The 21,376-nt window shown below is 48.0% G+C and carries 20 protein-coding genes; 7 read left to right on the top strand and 13 right to left on the bottom strand.

Annotation, left to right across the window (positions count from 1 at the left end; all coding sequences use genetic code 11):
• Nucleotides 1-27 precede the first annotated feature (27 nt).
• The 9 genes from MHI45_RS29920 to MHI45_RS29880 all read right to left on the bottom strand — a co-directional run bounded on the left by MHI45_RS29920 (nt 28) and on the right by MHI45_RS29880 (nt 9,148).
• A complete protein-coding gene (locus tag MHI45_RS29920; protein WP_341118478.1) occupies nt 28-717 on the bottom strand; it encodes an iron-dependent peroxidase in 690 nt (229 codons plus the stop codon).
• Nucleotides 714-2,006 carry a normocyte-binding protein gene (locus MHI45_RS29915; RefSeq protein WP_341118476.1) on the bottom strand — a complete coding sequence of 431 codons (1,293 nt, stop codon included), beginning with the start codon at nt 2,004-2,006 and terminating at the stop codon, nt 714-716. Before MHI45_RS29915 ends, MHI45_RS29920 begins: the two co-directional genes overlap by 4 nt.
• A complete protein-coding gene (locus tag MHI45_RS29910) occupies nt 2,003-3,799 on the bottom strand; it encodes a PP2C family protein-serine/threonine phosphatase (protein WP_341118475.1) in 1,797 nt (598 codons plus the stop codon). Before MHI45_RS29910 ends, MHI45_RS29915 begins: the two co-directional genes overlap by 4 nt.
• Before the next feature lie 61 nt (nt 3,800-3,860).
• On the bottom strand, nt 3,861-4,730 hold the full coding sequence (locus tag MHI45_RS29905) for a PP2C family protein-serine/threonine phosphatase (RefSeq protein WP_340899419.1): 870 nt from the start codon (nt 4,728-4,730) through the stop codon (nt 3,861-3,863).
• Nucleotides 4,727-5,260, bottom strand: a complete 534-nt coding sequence (locus MHI45_RS29900) for an FHA domain-containing protein (RefSeq protein WP_038589064.1) — start codon at nt 5,258-5,260, stop codon at nt 4,727-4,729. Before MHI45_RS29900 ends, MHI45_RS29905 begins: the two co-directional genes overlap by 4 nt.
• A gap of 27 nt (nt 5,261-5,287) precedes the next feature.
• Entirely contained in the window at nt 5,288-5,836 is a 549-nt protein-coding gene (locus tag MHI45_RS29895) for an FHA domain-containing protein (RefSeq protein ID WP_076110617.1), read from the bottom strand.
• 48 nt (nt 5,837-5,884) lie between these two features.
• Nucleotides 5,885-6,307 (bottom strand): J domain-containing protein, encoded by a 423-nt coding sequence (locus tag MHI45_RS29890; RefSeq protein ID WP_341118472.1) that lies wholly within the window; start codon nt 6,305-6,307, stop codon nt 5,885-5,887.
• Between the two features lie 125 nt (nt 6,308-6,432).
• Nucleotides 6,433-6,858, bottom strand: coding sequence for a hypothetical protein (locus MHI45_RS29885; protein WP_038589056.1), 426 nt, complete (start codon nt 6,856-6,858; stop codon nt 6,433-6,435).
• A gap of 121 nt (nt 6,859-6,979) precedes the next feature.
• Entirely contained in the window at nt 6,980-9,148 is a 2,169-nt protein-coding gene (locus tag MHI45_RS29880) for a transcriptional regulator (protein ID WP_076110619.1), read from the bottom strand.
• Nucleotides 9,149-9,544: 396 nt separating this feature from the next.
• Here MHI45_RS29880 and MHI45_RS29875 point away from each other — a divergent pair, with 396 nt between their 5' ends.
• Nucleotides 9,545-11,581: a vWA domain-containing protein gene (locus MHI45_RS29875; RefSeq protein ID WP_341119134.1), complete on the top strand. Its 2,037-nt coding sequence runs from the start codon at nt 9,545-9,547 to the stop codon at nt 11,579-11,581.
• A gap of 111 nt (nt 11,582-11,692) precedes the next feature.
• Here MHI45_RS29875 and MHI45_RS29870 read toward each other — a convergent pair whose 3' ends face one another.
• A complete protein-coding gene (locus tag MHI45_RS29870) occupies nt 11,693-12,646 on the bottom strand; it encodes a serine/threonine protein kinase (protein ID WP_341118471.1) in 954 nt (317 codons plus the stop codon).
• A gap of 472 nt (nt 12,647-13,118) precedes the next feature.
• Between MHI45_RS29870 and MHI45_RS29865 the strand changes: the two genes are divergently transcribed.
• The 4 genes from MHI45_RS29865 to MHI45_RS29850 are packed head-to-tail and all read left to right on the top strand — an operon-like array spanning nt 13,119 to nt 16,942.
• Entirely contained in the window at nt 13,119-14,312 is a 1,194-nt protein-coding gene (locus MHI45_RS29865; protein ID WP_341118470.1) for a serine hydrolase domain-containing protein, read from the top strand.
• Nucleotides 14,312-15,130 (top strand): ABC transporter permease, encoded by an 819-nt coding sequence (locus MHI45_RS29860; protein WP_341118469.1) that lies wholly within the window; start codon nt 14,312-14,314, stop codon nt 15,128-15,130. Before MHI45_RS29865 ends, MHI45_RS29860 begins: the two co-directional genes overlap by 1 nt.
• A gap of 28 nt (nt 15,131-15,158) precedes the next feature.
• Nucleotides 15,159-15,941, top strand: coding sequence for an ABC transporter permease (locus MHI45_RS29855; RefSeq protein WP_076110624.1), 783 nt, complete (start codon nt 15,159-15,161; stop codon nt 15,939-15,941).
• Complete coding sequence (locus MHI45_RS29850; RefSeq protein ID WP_341118468.1) at nt 15,938-16,942, top strand: ABC transporter ATP-binding protein; 1,005 nt, start codon at nt 15,938-15,940, stop codon at nt 16,940-16,942. Before MHI45_RS29855 ends, MHI45_RS29850 begins: the two co-directional genes overlap by 4 nt.
• A gap of 310 nt (nt 16,943-17,252) precedes the next feature.
• Here MHI45_RS29850 and MHI45_RS29845 read toward each other — a convergent pair whose 3' ends face one another.
• The 3 genes from MHI45_RS29845 to MHI45_RS29835 all read right to left on the bottom strand — a co-directional run bounded on the left by MHI45_RS29845 (nt 17,253) and on the right by MHI45_RS29835 (nt 19,187).
• Nucleotides 17,253-17,636: an SEC-C metal-binding domain-containing protein gene (locus tag MHI45_RS29845; protein ID WP_076110626.1), complete on the bottom strand. Its 384-nt coding sequence runs from the start codon at nt 17,634-17,636 to the stop codon at nt 17,253-17,255.
• 75 nt (nt 17,637-17,711) lie between these two features.
• Nucleotides 17,712-18,512: a calcium-binding protein gene (locus MHI45_RS29840; RefSeq protein ID WP_076110694.1), complete on the bottom strand. Its 801-nt coding sequence runs from the start codon at nt 18,510-18,512 to the stop codon at nt 17,712-17,714.
• An 87-nt stretch (nt 18,513-18,599) separates the two neighbouring features.
• A complete protein-coding gene (locus MHI45_RS29835; RefSeq protein ID WP_341118467.1) occupies nt 18,600-19,187 on the bottom strand; it encodes an RQC-minor-1 family DNA-binding protein in 588 nt (195 codons plus the stop codon).
• 167 nt (nt 19,188-19,354) lie between these two features.
• Here MHI45_RS29835 and MHI45_RS29830 point away from each other — a divergent pair, with 167 nt between their 5' ends.
• Nucleotides 19,355-19,918 (top strand): hypothetical protein, encoded by a 564-nt coding sequence (locus MHI45_RS29830; RefSeq protein WP_341118466.1) that lies wholly within the window; start codon nt 19,355-19,357, stop codon nt 19,916-19,918.
• Between the two features lie 52 nt (nt 19,919-19,970).
• Nucleotides 19,971-21,275 carry a TerD family protein gene (locus MHI45_RS29825; RefSeq protein WP_341118464.1) on the top strand — a complete coding sequence of 435 codons (1,305 nt, stop codon included), beginning with the start codon at nt 19,971-19,973 and terminating at the stop codon, nt 21,273-21,275.
• Nucleotides 21,276-21,376: the final 101 nt, after the last annotated feature.

Raw genomic sequence — 21,376 nt, 5'->3', positions numbered from 1 at the left:
CCGAATCTGCCCTCTCTTCTTGCTCCTTTAATACAAGGCAATGCAATCCTGAACCATCGTGTGATCCACGTCGATAATGCCGAAATGGCGTTTCCAGTAAATCTCCGTTTCGAAGCGTACCGGTAAAAAAAGCTCCAAAATCAGTTCCAGCTTCTCCCTTGTCTCCGGGCGCTCTTCCTCACCGATGTAGAGCAGCAATTCGTCCTTATCCTCACAATTCGCATACAATGTGGAACGCGGGAACATCCGGACCAGCAGTTCCCGCAGAAGATGCACCGCTTCGCCGGTATCGAACAGCCGCAGAACATGCCCGGCGATGACTTCCTGCTCTTCCCGTCCAAACAGCTTCAGCCGCTGCCGGATCCGTTCTCCGAAGACTCCCTCCTGCATTTCCCGCAATGTGAAGCGGATTTGATATTCCCGTTTGTTCATCCCCTGCATCAGGTCCAGTTCAGCCAGGAAATGAATGATCAGATCGAATAAGGTCTCACGCAGTTCGGAATCCTCAGCGTTGTTAGGATCGAACAAGTCTCTGAAAATATCGTAAAAACGATAGTACGGGTTCACCTCAACCTCCTGCTCCACAGCAGCCGCATTGAGATCGGCATGGCTCAGCTCCATATAAGGTGAATACACCTTCGCCGGAACAAAGTGAATGTCGCTCCGCTTTATTCCCGACCGCCCCGCCCGAACCAGCAGATCCCAAATATAGTTCATACCCAGGCTCCTTCACAGCGGTACTCCGGAAAGACCAGTTGAACTTCAGAGACGAGGAAACTGAGCACATCGTCACTTAGATAGGATCCGGCAAGTGATCGGTCCCTGGCCACAGCGCTGAACAGAAGGCGCATCCGGTACTTATCCGTCTGTACGCGGACCTGGTCGCTGACGAAGCTATTCAGTTCATAAGTCAGCGGAATCTCTTGTCCCGGCGGCAGAATCTTGACATCCTCCAGTTCTACCTCTCGCGAAACTTCAAATGCCCCGGTCAAACGGGCAATGCCCCCCTTGGATCGAACCGGACTGCCGGCCTGACGGACATATCTGCCGATATACCCTTCCTGTCTGCGGTTCGACAAAAGTGGATAATGCATCCGGCCAATTCCAGAATTCATCGGCCTCGTCACCTTCAGCATGGTCCAGGAATCCGATTTATCCAGCGGAGATACAACTGTAATCTCTTCCTCCGAGCGTTTAATATAACGGATATTTGCTTCCTCGCCATCTACAAGATATCCGTGTTCTGTGCCTGTTCTTCTTAGCGGCAGCACATGCTCGTAATTCACCCGGTCAGCCGCCGGAACGGGAAAGCCGCCGATCTTCATCTCCATTCTCTGAATATTCCAGATCGGCACCAGATTCATATGTTTATACGGTTCCAATTCCTCCAACTGTATGGAAATCTGCTTCACCGTCTCTTGGTTGTCCCACTCCGAAGCGCAGGATATCAGGATGCAGTCCATAAATTTGTAGGCATAAGGGATGTGGACTGTTTTCCATGGCAGGCTGTTTTTACGGAATATCCGGTACAGTTCTTCAATGCGTTCGGTGTACACTGAGCTCTGCTTCAGCCGGACCGTTATCTCATACCGCCCTCCGCTGGTGATCATCTCACCCTTGAACTGGCGCTTGCTCCGGGCAAGCGAGCGAATCTGTGAGGTATCGCACTGGAGGAACAGCGTACATAACTTCATTTCCTCCTGCTTCGATAGTGCAGCCGCAACTTCAGCCAGATTGATAAACTGCGGCTCTGAATCGCCTGGGACCATGGGGTACAGGAATTCATGCAGTGGATCAAGCTCTTCGCGGGGACAGAGTGACGCATACACATCATGCCGCACCTCCTCCGGCTCCAGTTCATTAAAGACGCGCTCCTCAATTTGCCGGTTCAGCGTCTCCTGATATTCCACCAGATTCAGAAATAAACCGGTCATTACATCCTTCAGCATCCGGCGCTGCTCCAGATCCTCCATCTTGTTCAGACGGTCACGAATGATATCTTTCATGGCTGCACCTCCTCTTCAGCGGATTTCTGGACCGTTTCCTCTTTCGGCAGCGCGGCATCCACGCCGCTGCCCGGTTCTGTGCTCGCTGCACCTTTTGCGGCACTTTCCTCTAAACCCTTACCAGCTTCATTATTAGTTGAATCCCCTGTGATACTTCCGTTGTTATCCGTACTTTCATCTGGAGTCACCAGAGGCAAATCCATACCTCCCGTAAGGTCTGCAGCTCCGGCTGCATTCGGGTCTACAGCAGGTACAGGCGGGTTCAATTTCTCTTCCAGCTTGGAGATCTTGCGCTCCATTGCCAGTACCCGTTCCAGCATATCAATACTCTGATAGACCTCTTGTGCCGCTGCGTAAGCATCGAGCGCCCCGCTGTAATCAGCGGCTTCATTGTAACGGTCGCCCTTCGCTTCCAGCTTATCGGCCTGTAGCTGACTTACTTGCCGCTCCACATCCGATTTTTTGGCTTCCGCCGTTTCCAGCTTGGTTGTAATTTCGGCAAGAGCCTCTTTATAAGCGTTCTCCGTGGCGGAGGACCGCGCCCGCAGGTACAGCGTAATGGCGCCGCTGGAGTCACCGTTCTGGAATTTGAGATCTGCTTCCCGAAGCCAGTCCTGTACCTTCTGGAAGGCAGTCATCTGTCCCAGTCTGTCTTCAATCGCCTGCCGCTTGAAGATACTGTACGGTTCCGAAAGTTCCAGCGCTTTGGTATAGCTCGCTTTGGCTTTTACAATATCCCCCTCCTTGAGGTGGGCTTCGCCGTCAACCAGCTTTTGCGCAGCCGCCATTTTGTCTGTCAGCAGCTTTTTATGAATCCGGTCCTTGAGCTTGATCGAGTTGTTGCGGCCCAGACTATAGTCGGATACTGCCTTGCCATACTCCTGCTCTGTAACATACACGTCAGCACTCTGTTCGTACTGGAGCATATCGGCAGCTAATTCGGCCTTCTTAGCCGCACTTTTGACCTTATAGAAGATCCCGGCGCCACCTACCAGAAGCACCGTTAATAGAATAATAAGAATGCGTTTGATCCACTTCTTGCGGTTCTTCGGTTCTTCCTGATAGGTCTTATTAGCGTAGATACATGCTGCCGTATAATTGTCTATCCGCATCCGCTGTTTGCTGAGCATGACTTCCTCAAGCGTATCCGCCAGCATGACCGGGTCATTTGCCGCCTGAACAGAATCAATCATCTCCGCGTCCTCGACAGCCTGCCACAAACCGGAGGTGCACATCACCAGCACATCGCCATCTGCCAGCGGAATCTTCCCGGAGACATAAGGCTTCAGCTTGCCCGGCATCCCGGCATATTGCAGCAGATTGCCACGCTCATCATTCGTATCGATCTTGTCCTCGGCAATTTGTCCTTCGTCTGCCATCTGCTGGGCAAGGCTGTGGTCCCGGCTTTTCAAGATCAGGCGCTCCCCGCGAAAATGATACAGTCTCGCATTTCCGGCTGATGCCCATACCATCTTCGTATAATCCGTCACCACAATTAGTATACTGGCCTTCAGACGGACTCTTCGGCTCTCATAATGCAGCCACTCATGGGCAATCCGGATGTAATCGGTCAAACGCCGCCGGGAGAGGGTGGGTTTCTCCAAAAAGCTCTCCAGAATCGTCTGCACAATCATTTCGGCACTGTGAGCCTCTTCATCTGAATCCAATCCATCGGCAATGATATAACAGGCCTTATCCTCCAGCTCAACGCACCCGAAAAAATCCCGGTTAGTCATAAAAGAACCCGATTCGGAGACGAAACTCATTAAAAAATCGCTGTTCTCCTTCCTCATGCGTATCCCCATTTCCCGTATTGATGATTTATGCTATGTACCCGGCGGGACATCTCCTGTTCTACCAACGCCTCTCCACAATAATGACTGTAGCGTTATCCTGATGTACAAGCCTTTTCTCCTCTATCAAATCAATCATGGCCTGAGCAGCATCATAGGGTGACAGCGGCCGGGACAGTATCGTCTCCATTTCCATTTCCGTGAGCGTGTTGTATACCCCGTCGCTGCACAGCATAATCTTGTCCCCCTTATACAGCTGAAAAGGTTCTTCTGCCAGCTCCATGCTCCTGAAATTCTCGGACCCCAAATAATTGACCAGAGTCTTGCGCTGCGGATTGCCTAGCGCCTCCGACTCGGTAATCTCACCGGACAGATACTGTTCCTGCAGTGTGTTCTCCAGCGTATGCTTATGGTTAACCGGAATCAGAATACCGCTGCGGTATACGAACAACAGGCTGTCCCCTACCGCCCCCCAGTAGAGCATACTACTGCGGATCAGCGCCGCAACCAGCGTGGTTCCCCCCTGCACCCCGTGCAGCTGGTTCATAATTTCTCCATTGGCGTTCATCGCCGCATCACCGAAGAATTCCGGCGGATCGGGGAAGCGCTCCAGTTCCCGAAATTCTTTAACAAAAGTATGGACGGCCGCCGTACTGGCCACCCTTCCCCCGCTTAAACCGCTGATTCCATCCGCGAGCACAGCTAGCAATCCGAAAGGCATATTGACCGTCGCAAAATAGTCATCCTGCTCCTCACGCGCACCGATCGTCTGGCCGTTCCCGATTCCGTCCCCGGAACCGGTACCAGCCTTCGGCATCTTTTGAATGCGATGCCTGAACATAATCAGTGGCCAGATCAGCAATATCCAGACAACAATCATCCAGTATGGGGTCAATGCACTATCATCCAGCAGTTGCTTCAGCATATTCATTGCTGCTGCTCCCATTCAAAGTGAACACCGCACAGGGGAACAAAAATAAACTTGCTGCGTCCCAGCTGAATGACATCATAAGCAGCCAGCTCTACCGGGGAATATACCGCCTCGTTATTGTGATAGGCAAGTCCGGAAGCATCACCGGGCAGCAAGTAGAAATTGCGTTTCTTCGGATCATAGACAATCACCGCATGATTGCGTCTGGAGATCGTATTGTCACCCAGAATGCGCACATGCATCTCTTCCGAGCGGCCGATAAAATTCTTCTCCGCCATAATCCGGTAGTCCTGTCCCATTTGAGCCCCTTCAATACAGACCAGCCAACCCGTCACTGGTTCAATTCCGGTGGCCTCTCCTAAATACGGCATCGTTCTGTCATCTTCGGAGGGACGGGACGCCATAGCAATGGCTGCTCCCTTGCTGCCGGACGGAGCCGGGCTCTCCACGGTAAGATTACAGTAAGGACACGTGTTGCCGTGTCTTCTTGTGCTGAACATATGTCCGTTAGCGCATCTTGTCAGACTCATTCGCTCTCATACCCCCGCATGTGTTGTTCATTTCACCAGAATCCTCGTGTTGGCAATATAAATTAAGTCCCCCGCCTCAAGCAGGCTGGGTTCCTCGATTTCCAATTTAACTGCTTTGCTCTGATTGCTTTTGCGTATACCGACACCGCTGGAGGATTCAATATCCTCTATGTACCATTTGCCGGATGCTTTGTTCAGCACAGCATGCTGGGCGCTGATCAGAGAAGCATAAGGTGTATCTGACAGATCTATATCTGCTTCGCCGTGCCTTGAGCTTTTGCCGATCAGAACACTTGTCTCGCCTTCTATGTACCATTCCTTTACACTTTCACCGTCTTCACTCAGCAGCACCAGCTTTACAACCTTGCTGCCGGGTTTGACCTTATTCTGCACCTTGATCTTCTTGGTTCTTGTTCTGACTGCAATTATGACTACCGACAACAAAAGGATTGCTGCCGCAACCACCTGTGCCCCCCTAACCTTTGCAACCACAAATATGTAATAGAATATTACAGCCGAGATGGCTGTTATCAATAGATCCAGCACCAGGGTCCAGATCGACCTTCCTTGTTTCACTCCCATAACCTCCGCCTTACCGGGCTACGCCCCAGAATGACTGCCGGATCACTTCTTTCGGATTCCAAAATAGCGCTCGAACAGCTCCGATGCTTCCATACTTTTTGCTGGTTCAGAGTGTTTGGGAATATTCCGGTCACTCTGCTTTTTCTGCTGGAAACCAAAAAAACGTTCGAACTGCTCTTCCATATTTCCCGGATTAAAACTGACCCGCTCCTTGCCTGCGGATGGCTTCTCCGGCGGCTCTCCGGATGCTCGGGTTGTACGCGACTGCGACTGATAAGCCGTCCTTGACTCTTCATTACCTAGTACCTTATAGGCCTCATGAACCTGCTTAAACCGCTCGGCGGCCTGCGGATCTCCTCCGTTCGTATCGGGATGATACTTTTTGGCCAGCTTCCGGTAAGCTTGCTTCACTTCGGCGGATGATGCATTTGGGGCAATACCAAGCACTTCATAATAATCTGTCAATCGCCTCACCGCTTCCCGTTACGATTTAGAGATAAATAAACATTAAGAGGCGCATAAAGGCCCCTTAATGTTCTGAACATCAGGCAGACACAGCCAGCCCGATGTCCCAGTCCGATTACCTAATATTAGGCCGAAAATCCGCCATCGATTTTGGTAAGTTCGGTTTTGTCTTTCTTTTGTTTGATGTACAGTGTGAACTCACCTACACCTTCGGTGTCCCCGTAACGTTCTGTGTAATCCACAACGAATGCGTTAGGGAAATGGATCTTGCGCACTACTTGGTCTGCTGCAATAACTTCGAGCGTTACCTTGCGGTAGCAGTCCGCTTTTTCAGCAGGAACAATAGACCAGAGCGCCAGCTTGATGGTGTCATCTGCATTATCGCCGTCAGTAGCCGTGATAATTTTACCAGTGATGCGCAGGGTTGCTCCAACATCGGTCGATCTTGCGTTTGAATCATCCGGAGTGTCCGTGTCGTACACAACAGAACGAATATTGTCCATTCCCAGTTCGATTGTTTCTGCACCTTCAACTTTTAAAATAAAGCCCATAAATAAAAAACCTCCTCGAAAAATAGTGTTGAAATATGTATAAAGGCTAGCTCGGATGAACAAGCCTCTGATACCTTAATAAGTTCTTTGATATAATTCTTTATCGTTGTTATATGAATTATCAAGCCTTAACAGCGCTGGTTCCCTTGGTTATCATGACCTCAAGATTCTTCACATTGCCGTTGAAGACCAGATCTATATGGCACAGGTTGCTCTTCTCGTCGATAATATAGCTCATATCATCGCCTTCTTGAATGATCGAGTTAACCGATCCGCGTTTGCCCAACCAGCGGCTCTTCTGACTGCTCGGATTGTTGCTGAAGAACTTCACTATGTTCTCATGCTTGAAATCTCCGGTCTGGAAGCGCAGGAAACGTTCGATATAGGTGCTCACCTGTGTTTTGTAAATGGAATCATATCCGTCCTCTGACATAGCCATACTTCTCGATTTATATACGGTAATCCGTTTGATATCCGTATCCTGAAGCTGTGCGTTCTCAGAGGAGAAAATAAATCCGAAGTTCTTGCGGTTAATGGAGTCCTTGATTGTATTCGTGAACCCCGAGATTTCTTTGGTCATCGTTGTTACGGAGCGCAGACTGTTGTCTCCCGCTTCGATATCGAAGCGTACCCCCGGAAATTCCCGGTTTACATTCTTAAAGTTGCTTCTCAGATATTCAGGACATTGATAAGCAGCTACAATACCAGCGGCAACGTAAGCGGCTCCAATATATACGCCTTCGATCCATAACTTCAGAATGTCTTCTTTATCCTTGGACAATTCCACACCGTTCTCGGTCTGCAGCATTCTGCTGTCAATGATAACACCGGACTTCTCCTTAGGAATCACCGTGAAATTCGGTGCACTCGGGATCGCAAATTCACTGTATTCCTTCCGTGTCAATCCTGCACATTTGTCAATGTACTTGTCGATTCCGGCAGTAGCCATACTGCTGAACGTAGTGTCCTCGCCGGACTCGAAACTGAAGAACAACTGAACCTTGTAGTCCTTGATCACTTGCAGCAGCATTGTAAGTGATTCCATGCTGTTGCCATCCTGCTTGACCACTTTGTCGTTTCCGCGAAAACGTTCTCGGCTAACTTTGACCTTGCCGGTTGTCTCTAACTCAACGGAAGGAACAATCCCGAACCAGATCGTATCGGAGAATTCATTTTTCGAGTTCACTGTATTCAAATATGTCTCCAGCCGCGGGATATTGCTGCTCTTCACGAGCATATCCAGCTTGCTGTTGGCAATCAGCATTGAAGGCTGCATGCCTTTGTTTTTAACCGCATACTGGTCGAAGAACATCTTAACACCCAGTATTTTTTCCACTAGCGGCTTAACCGTCTTGACGAAATCATCTTTGGCATTCTTGTAGAATTCCAGGTATGTATTGTAATTCTGTACTTCCAGTGCGGCGTTGACTTCAGCCCGGACCGCCGGAAGCGGACAGAATGTGCGTACTACCAGGTCCTGCACATAAGTAGACGGAGATTCGGACAAAGAGCCGTAATCTTCAGCAAATACCTGTGTGAGGTCTGTATTTGTGCTTTCATCCAGAAGCATCAGGTCGGTACTGTCACTCTTGGGAGCCTCGATGATCTTCAGTTCACCGCTCTCACCGATGGTAAGCTGGCCTACTTGAATCAATTCGGAAGATGTATCTTCCTGGGCCCGGCCGAGCAGCAGCCGAGTCTTGATATCCTCGATGGCCAGAGGCAGCATAGCCATGACATTGTTATAGTTGCGGCTGGCTTCCTCAAACATAATATTCAGTTTATCGCCGACATCCAGTTTTTTGGGATCTCCGTCATCCAGCTTGTCATACTGGCCGTACATGTAGTGAATCTCTTTGCGGACCTGGCGGATATCATCCATAACCTTCTTTGGAGAGATCATGTCCAGCAAATTCTCAAATTTGAAATCAACATTCGTAATCCCTTGGCTTCTTTTCGTATCGATCAGCGTGAACAACATTCGCAGGAAGTCATTGCTCTGATCAATCTTAATCTCCGAAATGGTATCATCCGGAATGCCTTCAGGCTTCTTCAGCGTGTACATTACTTTCTGGTTCGCCGCATTAAAAAAGGAGTAAATGCTCGGTGAAAACTTGTCGAGGAACTCATCAAAATTGTGCACAAGAAGATGCTCATTAATCTCTTTGATCTTATCGTCACTCAAGCTGTCGATACCTTTTACATCCCCGACAATGGTGATCAAATCGAGCTTTTCCGGGTTGATTTCCTCAAAAAGCAAGGTTCGGTTCGTTTGATTGATAATGTCCATTCAGGCAGCATCCCATGTTAAAAAGGGCTCATGAGGATGCCTTCCCCCCTCCATTATTTTCTGTTGCCCGGCATGCATTCGTGAGTCTTTGGTTACACCATTCGACTAAATACTGCCATTTGATGCGATAATTTTTAGATTCATGGGACCCATCTTAACCAGTAAAGATAATTTTTGTCAATATAAAGGCATATAGTTCCATTTAATCATTTTTATTACTAACTAGACTTAAAGGACTATTTTGGAATTTTTCCTTATTTTCCCTCAAAGAGCAGCCGATGATAACCTTATCCCAGCATTTTATGGAGCTGCATCAATATCTTTAGGCCTAAACAGATACAAGGGGGGATTCCGCAGCTTATGTACTTTAGATCACTCAGGAAAATTGTAGTAGTGATGATACTGATTTCAGGTTGCTTGGCAGGGAACGGCGGGACTTCCAGCTACGCATCATCCGGCAAGGACTCTACCGCTCCTTCTCCGGCAGGAGGTCTGGATGCCATGTTTGTGCTGGATGTCAGCTACTCCATGAATCAGACGGACAAGGACCGGATAGCCGATGAAGTTATCCGCATGTTCATGGATATGAGCGGGGGGCAAAAAACCAGGCTGGGCTTCGTGGCCTACAACGACCGGATCACTTCTTCTGTCCCGCTCACGGATATTACGTCTTCCGGCGCGCGACAGCAATTACGGAGCAAGATCGACAGCTTGAAGCGGACCGGCTACACGGATCTTGGCCTTGGACTGCGGCGCGGCGCGGAGCTGCTGGAGAAATCCCGGACAAATGGCAGACAACCCTTCCTCATTCTTCTCTCCGACGGAGAGACGGACATTGGGAACAGCTCCGGTAAACGGACTTTTGCTGATTCAGCAAATGATGTGGACAAAGTCATTAACATGGCCCGAAAGTCAGGATACCCGATTTACACCGTCGGCCTTAATTATGGAGGCAAGGTTAATTCAAGTGAATTGGAGCGGATCTCAAGTGAGACGGGCGGTACCTCTTTTATTACCGGAAGTGCAGACGATTTGCCTGAAATATTTAACCAGATCTTTGCCAGTCAGATTCAATCCGTACTTACATCCGTAGCAGCCGTTACAGCAAATGGCTCCCTTCAGGAAATCACCGTGGAGATTCCTAATTCCAGCATGGCTGACGCCAATATTATCATGCTGTCGGAGCATCCGGTAACGGAGGCCCAGCTCTATTACAAATCAAGCAATGTAAGCTTCATCCAATCGGATAAATACTCGCTGATGAAAATCGTCAAGCCGGTTAAAGGCAATTTCGTGCTGAAATTCCGCGGACATGCCGGTGATCTTGTCAAAGTCAATCTGCTTGGCAATTATAATATGCGTGCCGAAGCCGCCATATCCGGCGGACAGAAAGCCCTCAAAGGACAAGCCACTGTCTTCGAGGCTGCACTATACGGAATAAACGACGGTTCTAAAGTACAGGATACCGATATTTACAATCGGCTAAAAGCAGAACTGATCGTAACACCCAAAGAAGGCAAAGTTGAACGGATTCCACTAACCAATACGGGAAGCGGCTTTCAGGGCACCTACATATTTCCTAAATCAAATACATACCAATACCATATCCGTGTAGACGGTTCGGATTTCTACAGAGAAGGCAAGACTGCAGTCATCGAGATTAACAATCTGCCGCCGGTCGCTTTGAATAAATCCATTGATTTGTCCAAGGATGACGGAGCTGTTAAGCTTGACTTAACCAGCTACTTCGAAGATCCCAATAAGGATTCGCTTACTTATACCGTGGATACAGAACAAGGAGATCGGAGCCTGGCTCAAGCAGACATCAAAGATGGACAACTCTTATTGTCTTCGCTGCATTCAGGAAAGTCCTATCTCTCAGTAACAGCCACAGATGATGAAGGCGCCAAAGTAACCGCCCGAATCCCTGTACATATCACTTCCATGGTGGAAAAGATGCTGCGTATTGGCGTACTTTCCGTACTGTTACTGATCGCTATTGGACTGCTGTACTGGTTCGTGCTGCGACCTAAGCCAGTATTTCGCGGCAGACTGGAAGGTTATTTCCTAAGTACTGCAAGCGGTACAGATATTCCTGTGACCCACTGGCCGATGACCTCGTTTCAACAGCGCAGGATGAATCTGGCTGAATTGCTTAACATGATGGAGATCCGGGAACATGTTCCGGAAGCGGGGAATATCTGGTTCAAAGCCGGCAAGAATGAAACCTTGATCGTCCGGCATGATTCCCGCTGCACAGTCGTACATGGGCGAATCCCTGTGGAGCGTGGCAAGCAGGAAGTGCTTGAATACAATGACCGGCTCTATATTACATTCGAAGATGGTCTGACGGAGATTGAGATTCGTTACAAGGCCATTAAGCCAAAAACTAATATTTATGTAGGCCAGCAGAGGGATTCGGAAGCTATATAAGCTGTGGAGAATAACCGGGGGCTTGTGAGTGCTGCTTCCAGGCAAAAGAAAAGTGACCCTCAATTCAGGATCACTACCGGTTACTGTATGGGACAACCTTTTAGGGTTGTCCTATTTCTTTCCGGACGACAGATCCATCGCCGCCTTCCCAAGTACTGCTGTACCTTTCCACTTCCATAGAAAAGACTGAACTTGCAGTGCCCTCCTGAACTTGGCGAGTGACGGGCAACGTTGTTCCTGCCGCATGGCCAGGCCCCAATGAACTGTTCGCGACAGCCAGCGGCTGACTTCCGGATTCTTAGTCCTAACCGCAGGAATTTGTTCATCGAACAAGCGCAGCTTCACATCGGCAGGTGCTTCACCGCAGAAGCAGTAATGTAATAGCGCAGCCAGACTGAATATATCAGACATCTCATTATGAGGTGACAATTCAGAGTAAAGTTCCAAGGGAGAGTAGCATGCTGATGTAAAGATTGTCTGCTTCTCCCCTTCCTTAAGCGGAAGACGGACCGCAGACCCGAAATCAATAAGCTTCGGAGTGCCATCCTCCATAATCATAATATTGGAGGGCTTGATATCCCGGTGAATAATGCCTTGAGTATGTATATATTCCAGCGTCTCCACCAACGGCAGCAGGGTATGATTGATGAATAATGCGCGGTCAACCGCTCCACGTGCACTCAGCCACTTATCCAGAGATGTTCCCTGGCAGTACTCCATAATAATATATCCTGTCCCATTAGCTTCCAGATGAGCAAGATACTTCAGAAGATGAGGATGCTTCAATTCAGAAAGAAGCTCCGCCTCCTGCATAAACGAATGCAGAAGCTCATCATATTGGTCCAGGCTATTCCCCAATCGAATTTCAACCGTACGCTTATCAGCTTTTCGCCGAGCCAGCACCGAAGGATAAAACTCCTTAATTGCGACAGGTTTCCCCGTCTCCTTTTCCTTTCCCAAATAGACGATTCCAAGCTCACTGCGTGATATTACTTTTTTGATCTGATAGACGCCATTCAGCAATGTGTTACGCGGCAAGGCAGAAGCATTTGATTTTCCGTCCACAGCCAGCCCTCTCTTTTGTTAGAATTCTATTAGACTGCATGCAAATCGAGTGAACATGAATATTGCATTATTCGTATATGATGTTTATCGACCGCTGTTGCTCAATTTTTTAATCAGTCAGCAAAAAATCTATAAATGTTGTCAAAAAGCTTTTGATCCAGCAATGAAACGGCATCTCTACCGGACAAGTCACATATATATTTATACCTTTTTATATGTCATTTTTGCAATCTTTTTCTTCTTTGTAAATATAATCCTCTATCGAGGTTCTTACACAACACATCACCCGGGTAAGTTTGGTTATATACAAATTTGCCGTTGTAACACCCATACTCTGGAAATATACTTAAGTGGTATCGTGCTGAAAGCTATTGCCATGCAGAGCAGCACGAATAGGCGAGCCCCTGTGAAAGCGCTTAGATAGATTAGGTACCCTTGCATGGTGCTAATAATTTCAAGGAGGCATATATGTATGCTGTTTACTCTAGGCAGTACCGACTGTTCACCGGCAGAGGTAGGTTATGATACTTCGAGAACCGGAGTTTTGCACAACCACTTCCAGAACTTGATTGATCAAAATAAGATCCAGGCCGCATCTTACTGCGTCTCAAGGTATGGAAAGACCTTTATGCACGGTGCTATGGGACCGCTTTCGTTCCGGGAAGACAGGACCGAGCCGCTTTTACCGGCAACCGTTCATAATATCGCATCCATTACCAAAGCCGTTACCTCAGTAGCAATGGCCAAGCTTGTTGAGGACGGTATTCTCCGGTTTGACCTTCTTGTCAGCGCGTTCCTGGAGCAGTTTAACGTGGAACCTTTTAACAAAATCGATATCTACAGCCTTCTGACCCATACCTCGGGCCTGTTTCCCGACTGTGCGGGCAGCTTAATCCCCTATCATAAATCTTATTGGCAATTAATTGGTGAATATTTCGAAAAGTATAACCCTGAGAGTGGTGATCCGGACTGGATCACAGCCGCGCTGAGCTGCGGGGTCAATAAAAAAGTCGGCGAGGAATGGCAGTACTGCTCATTTGGCTTCTGCCTGCTCGGAGAAATCATCAAAAAAGTAACTGGCATAACTGCTGAACAGTACATAGAAGAGCAAATCCTGAAGCCTCTTGGCATGAAGGATACCGTTTGGGAACTGACTCCGGAGCTAGCCGGACGCGCCATTATAAGAAACGAGAGACATGAGAAGCGGCTAAATGATCTAATTAACGGTAATCAGCCAGAAGTCTCTCCAGAGGAAAAGCTGTGGGATACAGTCTCCAGCACCGGCGGAGGCCTGGCCTCTACGCCAGCCGATCTCATCCGGTTCGCCAACATGCTCCTGGGCATGGGAACACTGGGCGATACCCGTATCGTCGGCCGCAAAGCGGTTGAGAAGATCACGACCCGCACCCTGTACGGAGTTCCTGATTACTGCTGGGGTGCCGATAACAAGGACCGGAGCTATGGCATTGGACTGGATATGAGGAGAGGCCCCGCCTTCCTCTACTCTCCAACCAGCTATTTTCACGAAGGCGCTGGAGCCTGCTGCATGGCTATCGACCCTACAGAGCAGCTTGCCGCTGTATGGTTTGTGCCTTTTACCGGTGATAATTGGTACGCAGAGGGCCTATATAATGTAACTAATATCATTTGGTCTGGACTCACCTGATGAATAGCCTGCAACGCAAATGGCTCATTTGCCGGACGGTGGCGGAGGTAACCTACAAAGAGTGGAGTGCCTACCGCACTCATTCCATGGTGTCGATTATCGTCGGTCCTGTATATTTTATGGTGCAATATTTTATCTGGACAGCGGTATATGGAGAGCATGCTTCGCTCGGCGGTATCAGCCTCCCCCAAATGATCCGCTATTTCGGCGCTACTGCGCTTATCGGTTACCTGGTCATGGATTTTGCCGATTGGAACTTATCCATGCTTGTTCGCACCGGTAAATTCCTTACCTTTCATTTGCGCCCGATTCATCACCGTTCTTTCGCTTTGCTTCAGAAAATCGGGCATCGGTCTCTCGGTTTCCTGTTTGAATTTTCACCCTGCCTTTTGATCTTCATTTTTATTTTTGGAGTTGATATGCGGCCGGCAAGCTTTCCATGGATGCTTCTATCGGTGCTGCTTACCTTTCTAATGATTTTTTATGTGAACTACATGATTGGCCTGACTTCATTTTGGCTTGTCCAGTCAGCTGGAATACGAAGTGCTTTTATGTTGGTGTCGGGTATTTTTTCAGGTGCGCTTATTCCGCTTGATTTTTTTCCGCACTGGCTTCAGGTGATCCAGTTCTTCCTGCCGTTTCAGTACATGGCCTACCTGCCTGCAATGGTTTTTACCGGCCATTACTCACTTGGAGGCGTTGAGCTTTCCATTGAGCAAGCCGTGGGCATACAGGCGGCGGCCTTGTTAGTTACGTTCGGATTGAACGAGCTTGTTCGCCGTCTGGCTATGAAGCAGTTTACCGCTGTCGGCGCGTGAATGACCCCATGAAAGGACAGTTCTTTACATGAAACGGTATCTGGATATTTACAAGCAGTGCATGTATTCTGCTTTGCAGTCGGCTGCGGCCTATCGTATGAATTTCATTATCAGCAGTCTGATCACCCTGGTCGGCAACATTCTGTTTCCGCTGGTGACCCTGCTTATTTACCGGGCAGGCACCAGCTTTCCCGGTTGGAGCTTGTTTGAGGTGTTGTTGATCCAGTCTGTATTCACCATGTCCAGCGGCCTTTCGAGCCTTATTTTCGGCGGCGTTCTCTGGACCACAATGTCGCATGTCCGTGAGGGAAGCTTCGAGGTTATTCTTATGAAACCGCTGAATCCGCTGTTTTTTATTATTGCCACAACATTTTCTACAGAAAGTGTTGGCCTGTTTCTGGGCGGGGTTTCGCTATTCATTTTCTCCGCTATGCATGTCGGCGCCATTCCGGTCCTTTTCTGGCTCCAATTTGCCGGGATGTTTATCGCAGGGACGGCGGTCCTGGCAGGATTATCTCTAATGATGGCCGCTATGTCCTTCAAATGGGTGGGCAACTCGAGAATTTCCGAACTTGCTGACAGTGTGCTGCATATTGGAAAATATCCGCTGCCCATATTTCCGAAGGCTGTACAAGCTCTGGCCACGATGATAATTCCTGTGGGAATGGTAGGCTTCTTCCCTGCTTCCGCTCTTCTAGGACGGGTGCATGCCAGCGATTTCGCTGCTGTTCTGCCCTGCTTTTTATTTCTGGCGGCAGGAGTATGGGTTTACCGGCATATGATCAGATTGTACGAGGGGGTAGGCGGATGATGCCGGTCATTGATGTGAAGCATTTGACTAAAACGTATAAAACCTATAAGCGGGGCGCAGGTATGGGCCAGACCTTTAAGAGCTTCTTCCAGCGCGAAGAGGTTGTGGTCAACGCCGTCAACGATATCAGCTTTGCCATTGGGCAGGGGGAAATCTGCGGCATTCTGGGTCCCAATGGGGCGGGAAAATCAACGGCGATCAAAATGCTCTGCGGCGCGCTTTATCCCACAAGCGGTGAAATTCAAGTTCTTGGTTATTCGCCTGCCCGGGACAGGAAGCGCTATGTCGGCAAAATCGGAGCCGTATTCGGTCAGAAATCCCAATTGATCTGGGATATTCCGCCTATCGACAGCTTCAACATGAACAAGGCAATCTACGGAATCGCCAATCAGGACTTTAAACACCGTCTGGAAGAGCTGACGGGGATGCTGGATATTGCGCATGTGATCGAAAAGCCCACACGAGTGCTGTCCCTTGGCGAACGCATGAAATGCGAATTCGTCATGGCTATGCTGCACCGGCCGGAGGTTTTGTTTCTGGATGAGCCGACCATCGGGCTTGATGTGATCGCCAAGGTCAAAATCCGCGAATTCATTCACCAGATGAACAAGAAGCATAATATGACGTGTATTCTGACCACCCATGATCTTGAGGATGTGGAGGAGCTTGCCCACCGGGTCATTGTCATTAACCACGGGGAAAAGGTTTTCGATGAATCGCTTCAGCAGCTGAAGCTTTTTCTGGGGGATAAGAAACGGGTCAGTTTTACTTTTGCGGAGTCTGTGCACAAAACCATCTTCGACAATGCCTACACCAAAGTGGTCGAGCGACCGTCTGACTTTCAAATTACGCTTGAAGTGGATACGGCGCTTATTTCGATCAGCGATTTTATCGAAGAAATCTCCAGGAAACACCGGTTCTCCGACATTTCGGTCAAGGAACTGCCGATCCAGCAGGTGGTCATGAATATTTACGAAAATGCTGAAGGTGTGCCCGGATAGCGTTTTGATTCCTGCCAGATCAGATTTCTGTAAGGTATGGTGAAGAGTCGTGTGAATCGCTACGGACCGAGGAGCCTTTATTTCCACCAAAAACACTGTTTTGTCTACCTTCCGGACTCAGATGCAGCTAATTGCTGACATTCCGCGTGAAACATGCCTGATGGAGGGGAATAAGTGCAGCACGGTCCGCTAGCATTGCTAAATGTGCCAATTTGAGAAAATAGAGGCTGTGGGGTCCGAAGTTCAGGAGAAGGAATTCAGGGACTCGATAGCCTATCGCAGAAGCTGGTGTTTGGGGCTTTGGGTTGGATTAGGCGGACGCGAATGCTTCCCTACCAACTGAGCTAAGAGTCCATATGATGTTTTTGGTTGAGCCAAGGGGGATCGAACCCCTGACCTCTTCGCTGCCTGCGATGCGCTCTGACGTGATGGTCAGGGGCACTGCCTTAAACAAACTTTTAAACATTATTACAATGTTTTTTGTTTCTCTAGGCTTCGCATCAAAATTCTTCATTTTCGGCGCACAGCAAAATTTGTATTTAGCTCCACTGCCACAGGGGCAAGGATCATATACATTCGCTGGACTGAACTCATCCTTAAGGGCCTTTTTCAAATCACTCAAATCCTCTGCAAAATCTATTCCCGCTATAATCTCCCAGCCAAAATGTTCACAGACTCTAGTAGCCTGTTTCAACCTTCGCGGGTGTCTGAACCTTGATGAAAATTAACTTTTGATTCTGATTATTCAGATACTTTCCTCTATCTTCAATCAAAATGAGTATCCCAAATCCGTCCAGTATACCCAATCTTCAATTGCCTCTGTAGTATCTTCATCCGGCTCAATCGGCTGCAGTTGAACCAAAGGTACTGCAAATTTACGATTCTGCCATTCTACTTGAACCCACATGCCGTCCAAACATTCGCTCTCAGGCGCCATTTGTATAACGGTAACTTGTTCACCACTTTTGAGTGGCGATTTAGCCAAAGTCTGATTACATTTCGCCATAAAGGGAAAGTGAATCTTGTCCTTTAGATAATAGTACCAACCCATTGCTTTTTCTTCCTCGTCATACGCATCTACAATAATTTCCATTACAATGCGTTCTTCCCGCTCAGGTTCTTCCGCTCTGTCATGTGCCTGAGTTTCATCCTCATCTTCAAAGCCGCCATATTGATCAGGTGCTTCACCTTTAGTCTCCATAATCAGGGGCAGTTTCTGGCCTGGCTTCAACTTTGTATCTCCAATATACTGGACGATAAAATGCCATTCATCGCCATAGTCGAATAAGAGCAGCAGCTTTTGTTTTGGAGTATGGAAAACTTTACTGATTTTTGCCCCCTTCAAACCGGGGAACTTCATCTTCTCCCCGATATCAGCAAACAACTCATAGCCCTTTTCAGAGCGCGACCAGTTTTTGATATTATCATAGAACCCAAAACCATGGTCCAGATCAAAATCAAAGGATTCGATAGTAACTACCGCAAGATCATATAAGGAAGAAACAGCAGCAATTGCAATTTTACGAAAAGGCCGTCCACGAACTGTACCGTTCCAATCGCTTAAGGTCACTTTAAACAATTTAGCTTGATCATTTATTGTTATGTTTGCTCTCCTAAATGTATCAAATGCGACGCTCCGCCAGTATACGCTGGCACCTCACTTAATCTGGCCTTCCTTTAGCAAATACTGCACAGCACTTTGGAGTTCTGCCTGCACCTTCTTATATTCTATGGCTTGCCAGGTTCTAAGCAGTGGCACAAAACGGGCATTGCCTGTCCCTTTGATCTTCTCAATCAATAGAAGGATCATTCCGCGATTGCGATCCTTAAGCGTTTCTACATAAGAATAGTCATGCCCGTCCAGCAACGAGCCAAGCTTGAGCAGCAACTCCTCAGCATATGTTTCACGTTCTATAGCCCACCCTTTTTCCGAAAAAACTATCAACGGCAATCTGTCGCTATATTCGATTTCCAGATACCCTTTGCGGATCATCCAGTCGATTCGATGCATAATATCCTCCAGCTTCAATTCATGATAAAAGCCATAAGCTGGACAGAGCTGGAGCTCATATTTTAATATCCGCTTGTCTTTGGAGCCTTTAAGAATTTTGGCGAGCAGGTTCCTCCCACCAGTCATAATTAGTTCATCAGCAGCACGAAGGATGGCTTTGATCTCTTGGTCCGCCAGAGTGCGAATATCTCCAGAATCCAAATGAACTTTGACTTTCGGGCTTTTTTTGCCCATCACGTATCCTCCTCCCCATTGGGATGTACATGTACTTTTATACATTACCAAATTACTAAATCCGTTGTAAATAATAAAGGGGAAAATCCGCTCTCCCAAGATTCCCCATATTCTGCTATGCTAATATAATCACACAGAACGAAGAAGCAGGAGGCGCAAGTAGAATAATGGATGCATTTCAATATGAGCTTACTTCAGAGACTGCTATCAATCTGAAATATGAATATGGAGGTGAATACTTCACGTTCAGCCTGTATCGGGATGACAGGGGATGGGTTCTTCACCCTTTTGATGGTATGCTGCTGGGGAATCAGACGATGTGCGCTCTTGTAGTACAAGAGTTGTTCAAGCACAAGCCTTTTCAGGTAATGCTGGCGAAAGAAAGTATTCTCTTTTCCGATATACGTTCTACTGTTAACCTCGAGAATGTTAACACTCCGATTGCCGCACGCAATGAGCGGGAGTCACACGACAGCCCGGCCGATGACATGATGGAATTTGTTGAGCAGCACACGGTTGAAGAGGTCATTGATTACGAGTGTGGGCTTATCGGAAGCCGCATTTCGTTTTATAAGGAAATCCTGCAGCGTATGTTCATGGACAATCTGGGTCCTTCGGATCCGGAGTTCCAAAAGGTGCAGGATATTGTACGTATTTACGAACATGCCTTGGATAAACTATCCAGTCTGAACGGTCCGAATCTCGACGCCGGAAGACGTGGCAGATTCTAACCTGCTTCAGGTATTGATCCAGCGCTACTAATCTTTTGAAAGGCTGATTCTAATGACATTTGATCTGATCAAGGGACAAAAGTGTAATTTAACGAAAGACGAGCCTCTACTTACCCGTATTATAGTCGGAATGGGCTGGCACAATACCAGATCTGAGGTTGAGGTTGATTTTTCTGCTTTTTTGCTAACGCCGGCCCAGACTGTCTCTAAAGATGAGGATCTTATTTTTTATGGCAATCCTTCTACTTCGAACCAATCCGTAGCTGTATTGCTGTCCGATAAAAGAGCCTATGCGGGGTTAACCGACAACACCCAAATCGCTGTTGAGCTCCGGCAAATTCCTACGGACTACGAACGGATTGCATTTGCACTAACGATTTATGAGGGTGAAAAACGGCAGCAAAACTTCTCGCTACTGGACGATGCGTATTTACGGATTATCAACGCCGCTGATGGAACGGAACTTATCCGCTACAGGCTGGGTAAAGCTTTTTCTGTAGAGACCGCCATTGTCGCCGGAGAAATCTATAGATACAATAATGAATGGAAATTCAGCGCTGTGGGTTCCGGATATGCAGGAGGCTTAGCTGCCTTATGCGAAAGTTATGGAATAAAGGATAATAACATAGTGCCGTCAGTTCTACCCTCTAGCCCAGTAATTCAATCGCAGCAGTTACCCTTTCCTCTCCCGGAGTTGCGGTCACGGCCTAAGGCGGGCAATTTGCCCCCCTCTTCACCAGCATCACCTCCAGCCCCTCCTCTAGATCTCAATACCATCTTGCTTAAGAAACGCGGGGAGATGATCAATCTCCAGAAAGGGACTGAATCCCTGGGCGAGATACTGATCAATCTCAACTGGTATCAAAAAAAATCATCGGGCTGGTTCGGAAGTAAAGGCATCGACCTTGACCTTGGTTGTCTGTTTGAATTAAAAAATGGCATTAAAGGCTCTGTCCAAGCACTCGGTGAATCCTTCGGAAGCCTGAACAGACCGCCTTATATCTCCTTAGACGGGGATGATCGCACCGGATCCATTGCCACGGGCGAGAATCTGCGGATTAATGGCCATTATCTTTCCGAAATCAGCAGAATTGTTATCTTTGCTTTCATCTATGAGGGAATCACGAACTGGTCGGAGGCTGACGCTGTTGTAACCATCAAGCAGCAGAGCGGACCGGAGATCGAAGTCCGGCTGGATGAGCATAATAACAATAAGGGTATGTGTGCCATCGCCATGATTCGTAATCAGAATGATGATACATTCAGCGTGGAGAGACTCGTAGAATATTTCGGCGGACACCAGGAATTGGATCAGCATTATAACTGGAATCTAAGATGGGAAGCCGGTAGCAAATAGCGCTCTCTCCAGACGCAATGAGTAAGAGACTTTTTCCAGCAACGCACCCATTTAGCTTTATGGAAAATAGCCAGTTCTGTATTTTGTTCATATGAGACAAC

Source organism: Paenibacillus sp. FSL H3-0321 (assembly GCF_038002865.1).
Classification (GTDB): Bacteria; Bacillota; Bacilli; order Paenibacillales; family Paenibacillaceae; genus Paenibacillus_AQ.
Note: the sequence above shows the minus strand (reverse complement) of the source record. Positions and strands in the feature narration are given on the sequence as shown.

Bases quoted from the DNA above. Each gene is read 5' to 3' on its own strand.
- MHI45_RS29920 (WP_341118478.1), bottom strand. From the start codon at position 717: ATGAACTATATTTGGGATCTGCTGGTTCGGGCGGGGCGGTCGGGAATA.
- MHI45_RS29915 (WP_341118476.1), bottom strand. From the start codon at position 2,006: ATGAAAGATATCATTCGTGACCGTCTGAACAAGATGGAGGATCTGGAG.
- MHI45_RS29910 (WP_341118475.1), bottom strand. From the start codon at position 3,799: ATGAGGAAGGAGAACAGCGATTTTTTAATGAGTTTCGTCTCCGAATCG.
- MHI45_RS29905 (WP_340899419.1), bottom strand. From the start codon at position 4,730: ATGAATATGCTGAAGCAACTGCTGGATGATAGTGCATTGACCCCATAC.
- MHI45_RS29900 (WP_038589064.1), bottom strand. From the start codon at position 5,260: ATGAGTCTGACAAGATGCGCTAACGGACATATGTTCAGCACAAGAAGA.
- MHI45_RS29885 (WP_038589056.1), bottom strand. From the start codon at position 6,858: ATGGGCTTTATTTTAAAAGTTGAAGGTGCAGAAACAATCGAACTGGGA.
- MHI45_RS29880 (WP_076110619.1), bottom strand. From the start codon at position 9,148: ATGGACATTATCAATCAAACGAACCGAACCTTGCTTTTTGAGGAAATC.
- MHI45_RS29875 (WP_341119134.1), top strand. From the start codon at position 9,545: ATGATACTGATTTCAGGTTGCTTGGCAGGGAACGGCGGGACTTCCAGC.
- MHI45_RS29865 (WP_341118470.1), top strand. From the start codon at position 13,119: ATGCTGTTTACTCTAGGCAGTACCGACTGTTCACCGGCAGAGGTAGGT.
- MHI45_RS29860 (WP_341118469.1), top strand. From the start codon at position 14,312: ATGAATAGCCTGCAACGCAAATGGCTCATTTGCCGGACGGTGGCGGAG.
- MHI45_RS29855 (WP_076110624.1), top strand. From the start codon at position 15,159: ATGAAACGGTATCTGGATATTTACAAGCAGTGCATGTATTCTGCTTTG.
- MHI45_RS29850 (WP_341118468.1), top strand. From the start codon at position 15,938: ATGATGCCGGTCATTGATGTGAAGCATTTGACTAAAACGTATAAAACC.
- MHI45_RS29835 (WP_341118467.1), bottom strand. From the start codon at position 19,187: ATGGGCAAAAAAAGCCCGAAAGTCAAAGTTCATTTGGATTCTGGAGAT.
- MHI45_RS29830 (WP_341118466.1), top strand. From the start codon at position 19,355: ATGGATGCATTTCAATATGAGCTTACTTCAGAGACTGCTATCAATCTG.
- MHI45_RS29825 (WP_341118464.1), top strand. From the start codon at position 19,971: ATGACATTTGATCTGATCAAGGGACAAAAGTGTAATTTAACGAAAGAC.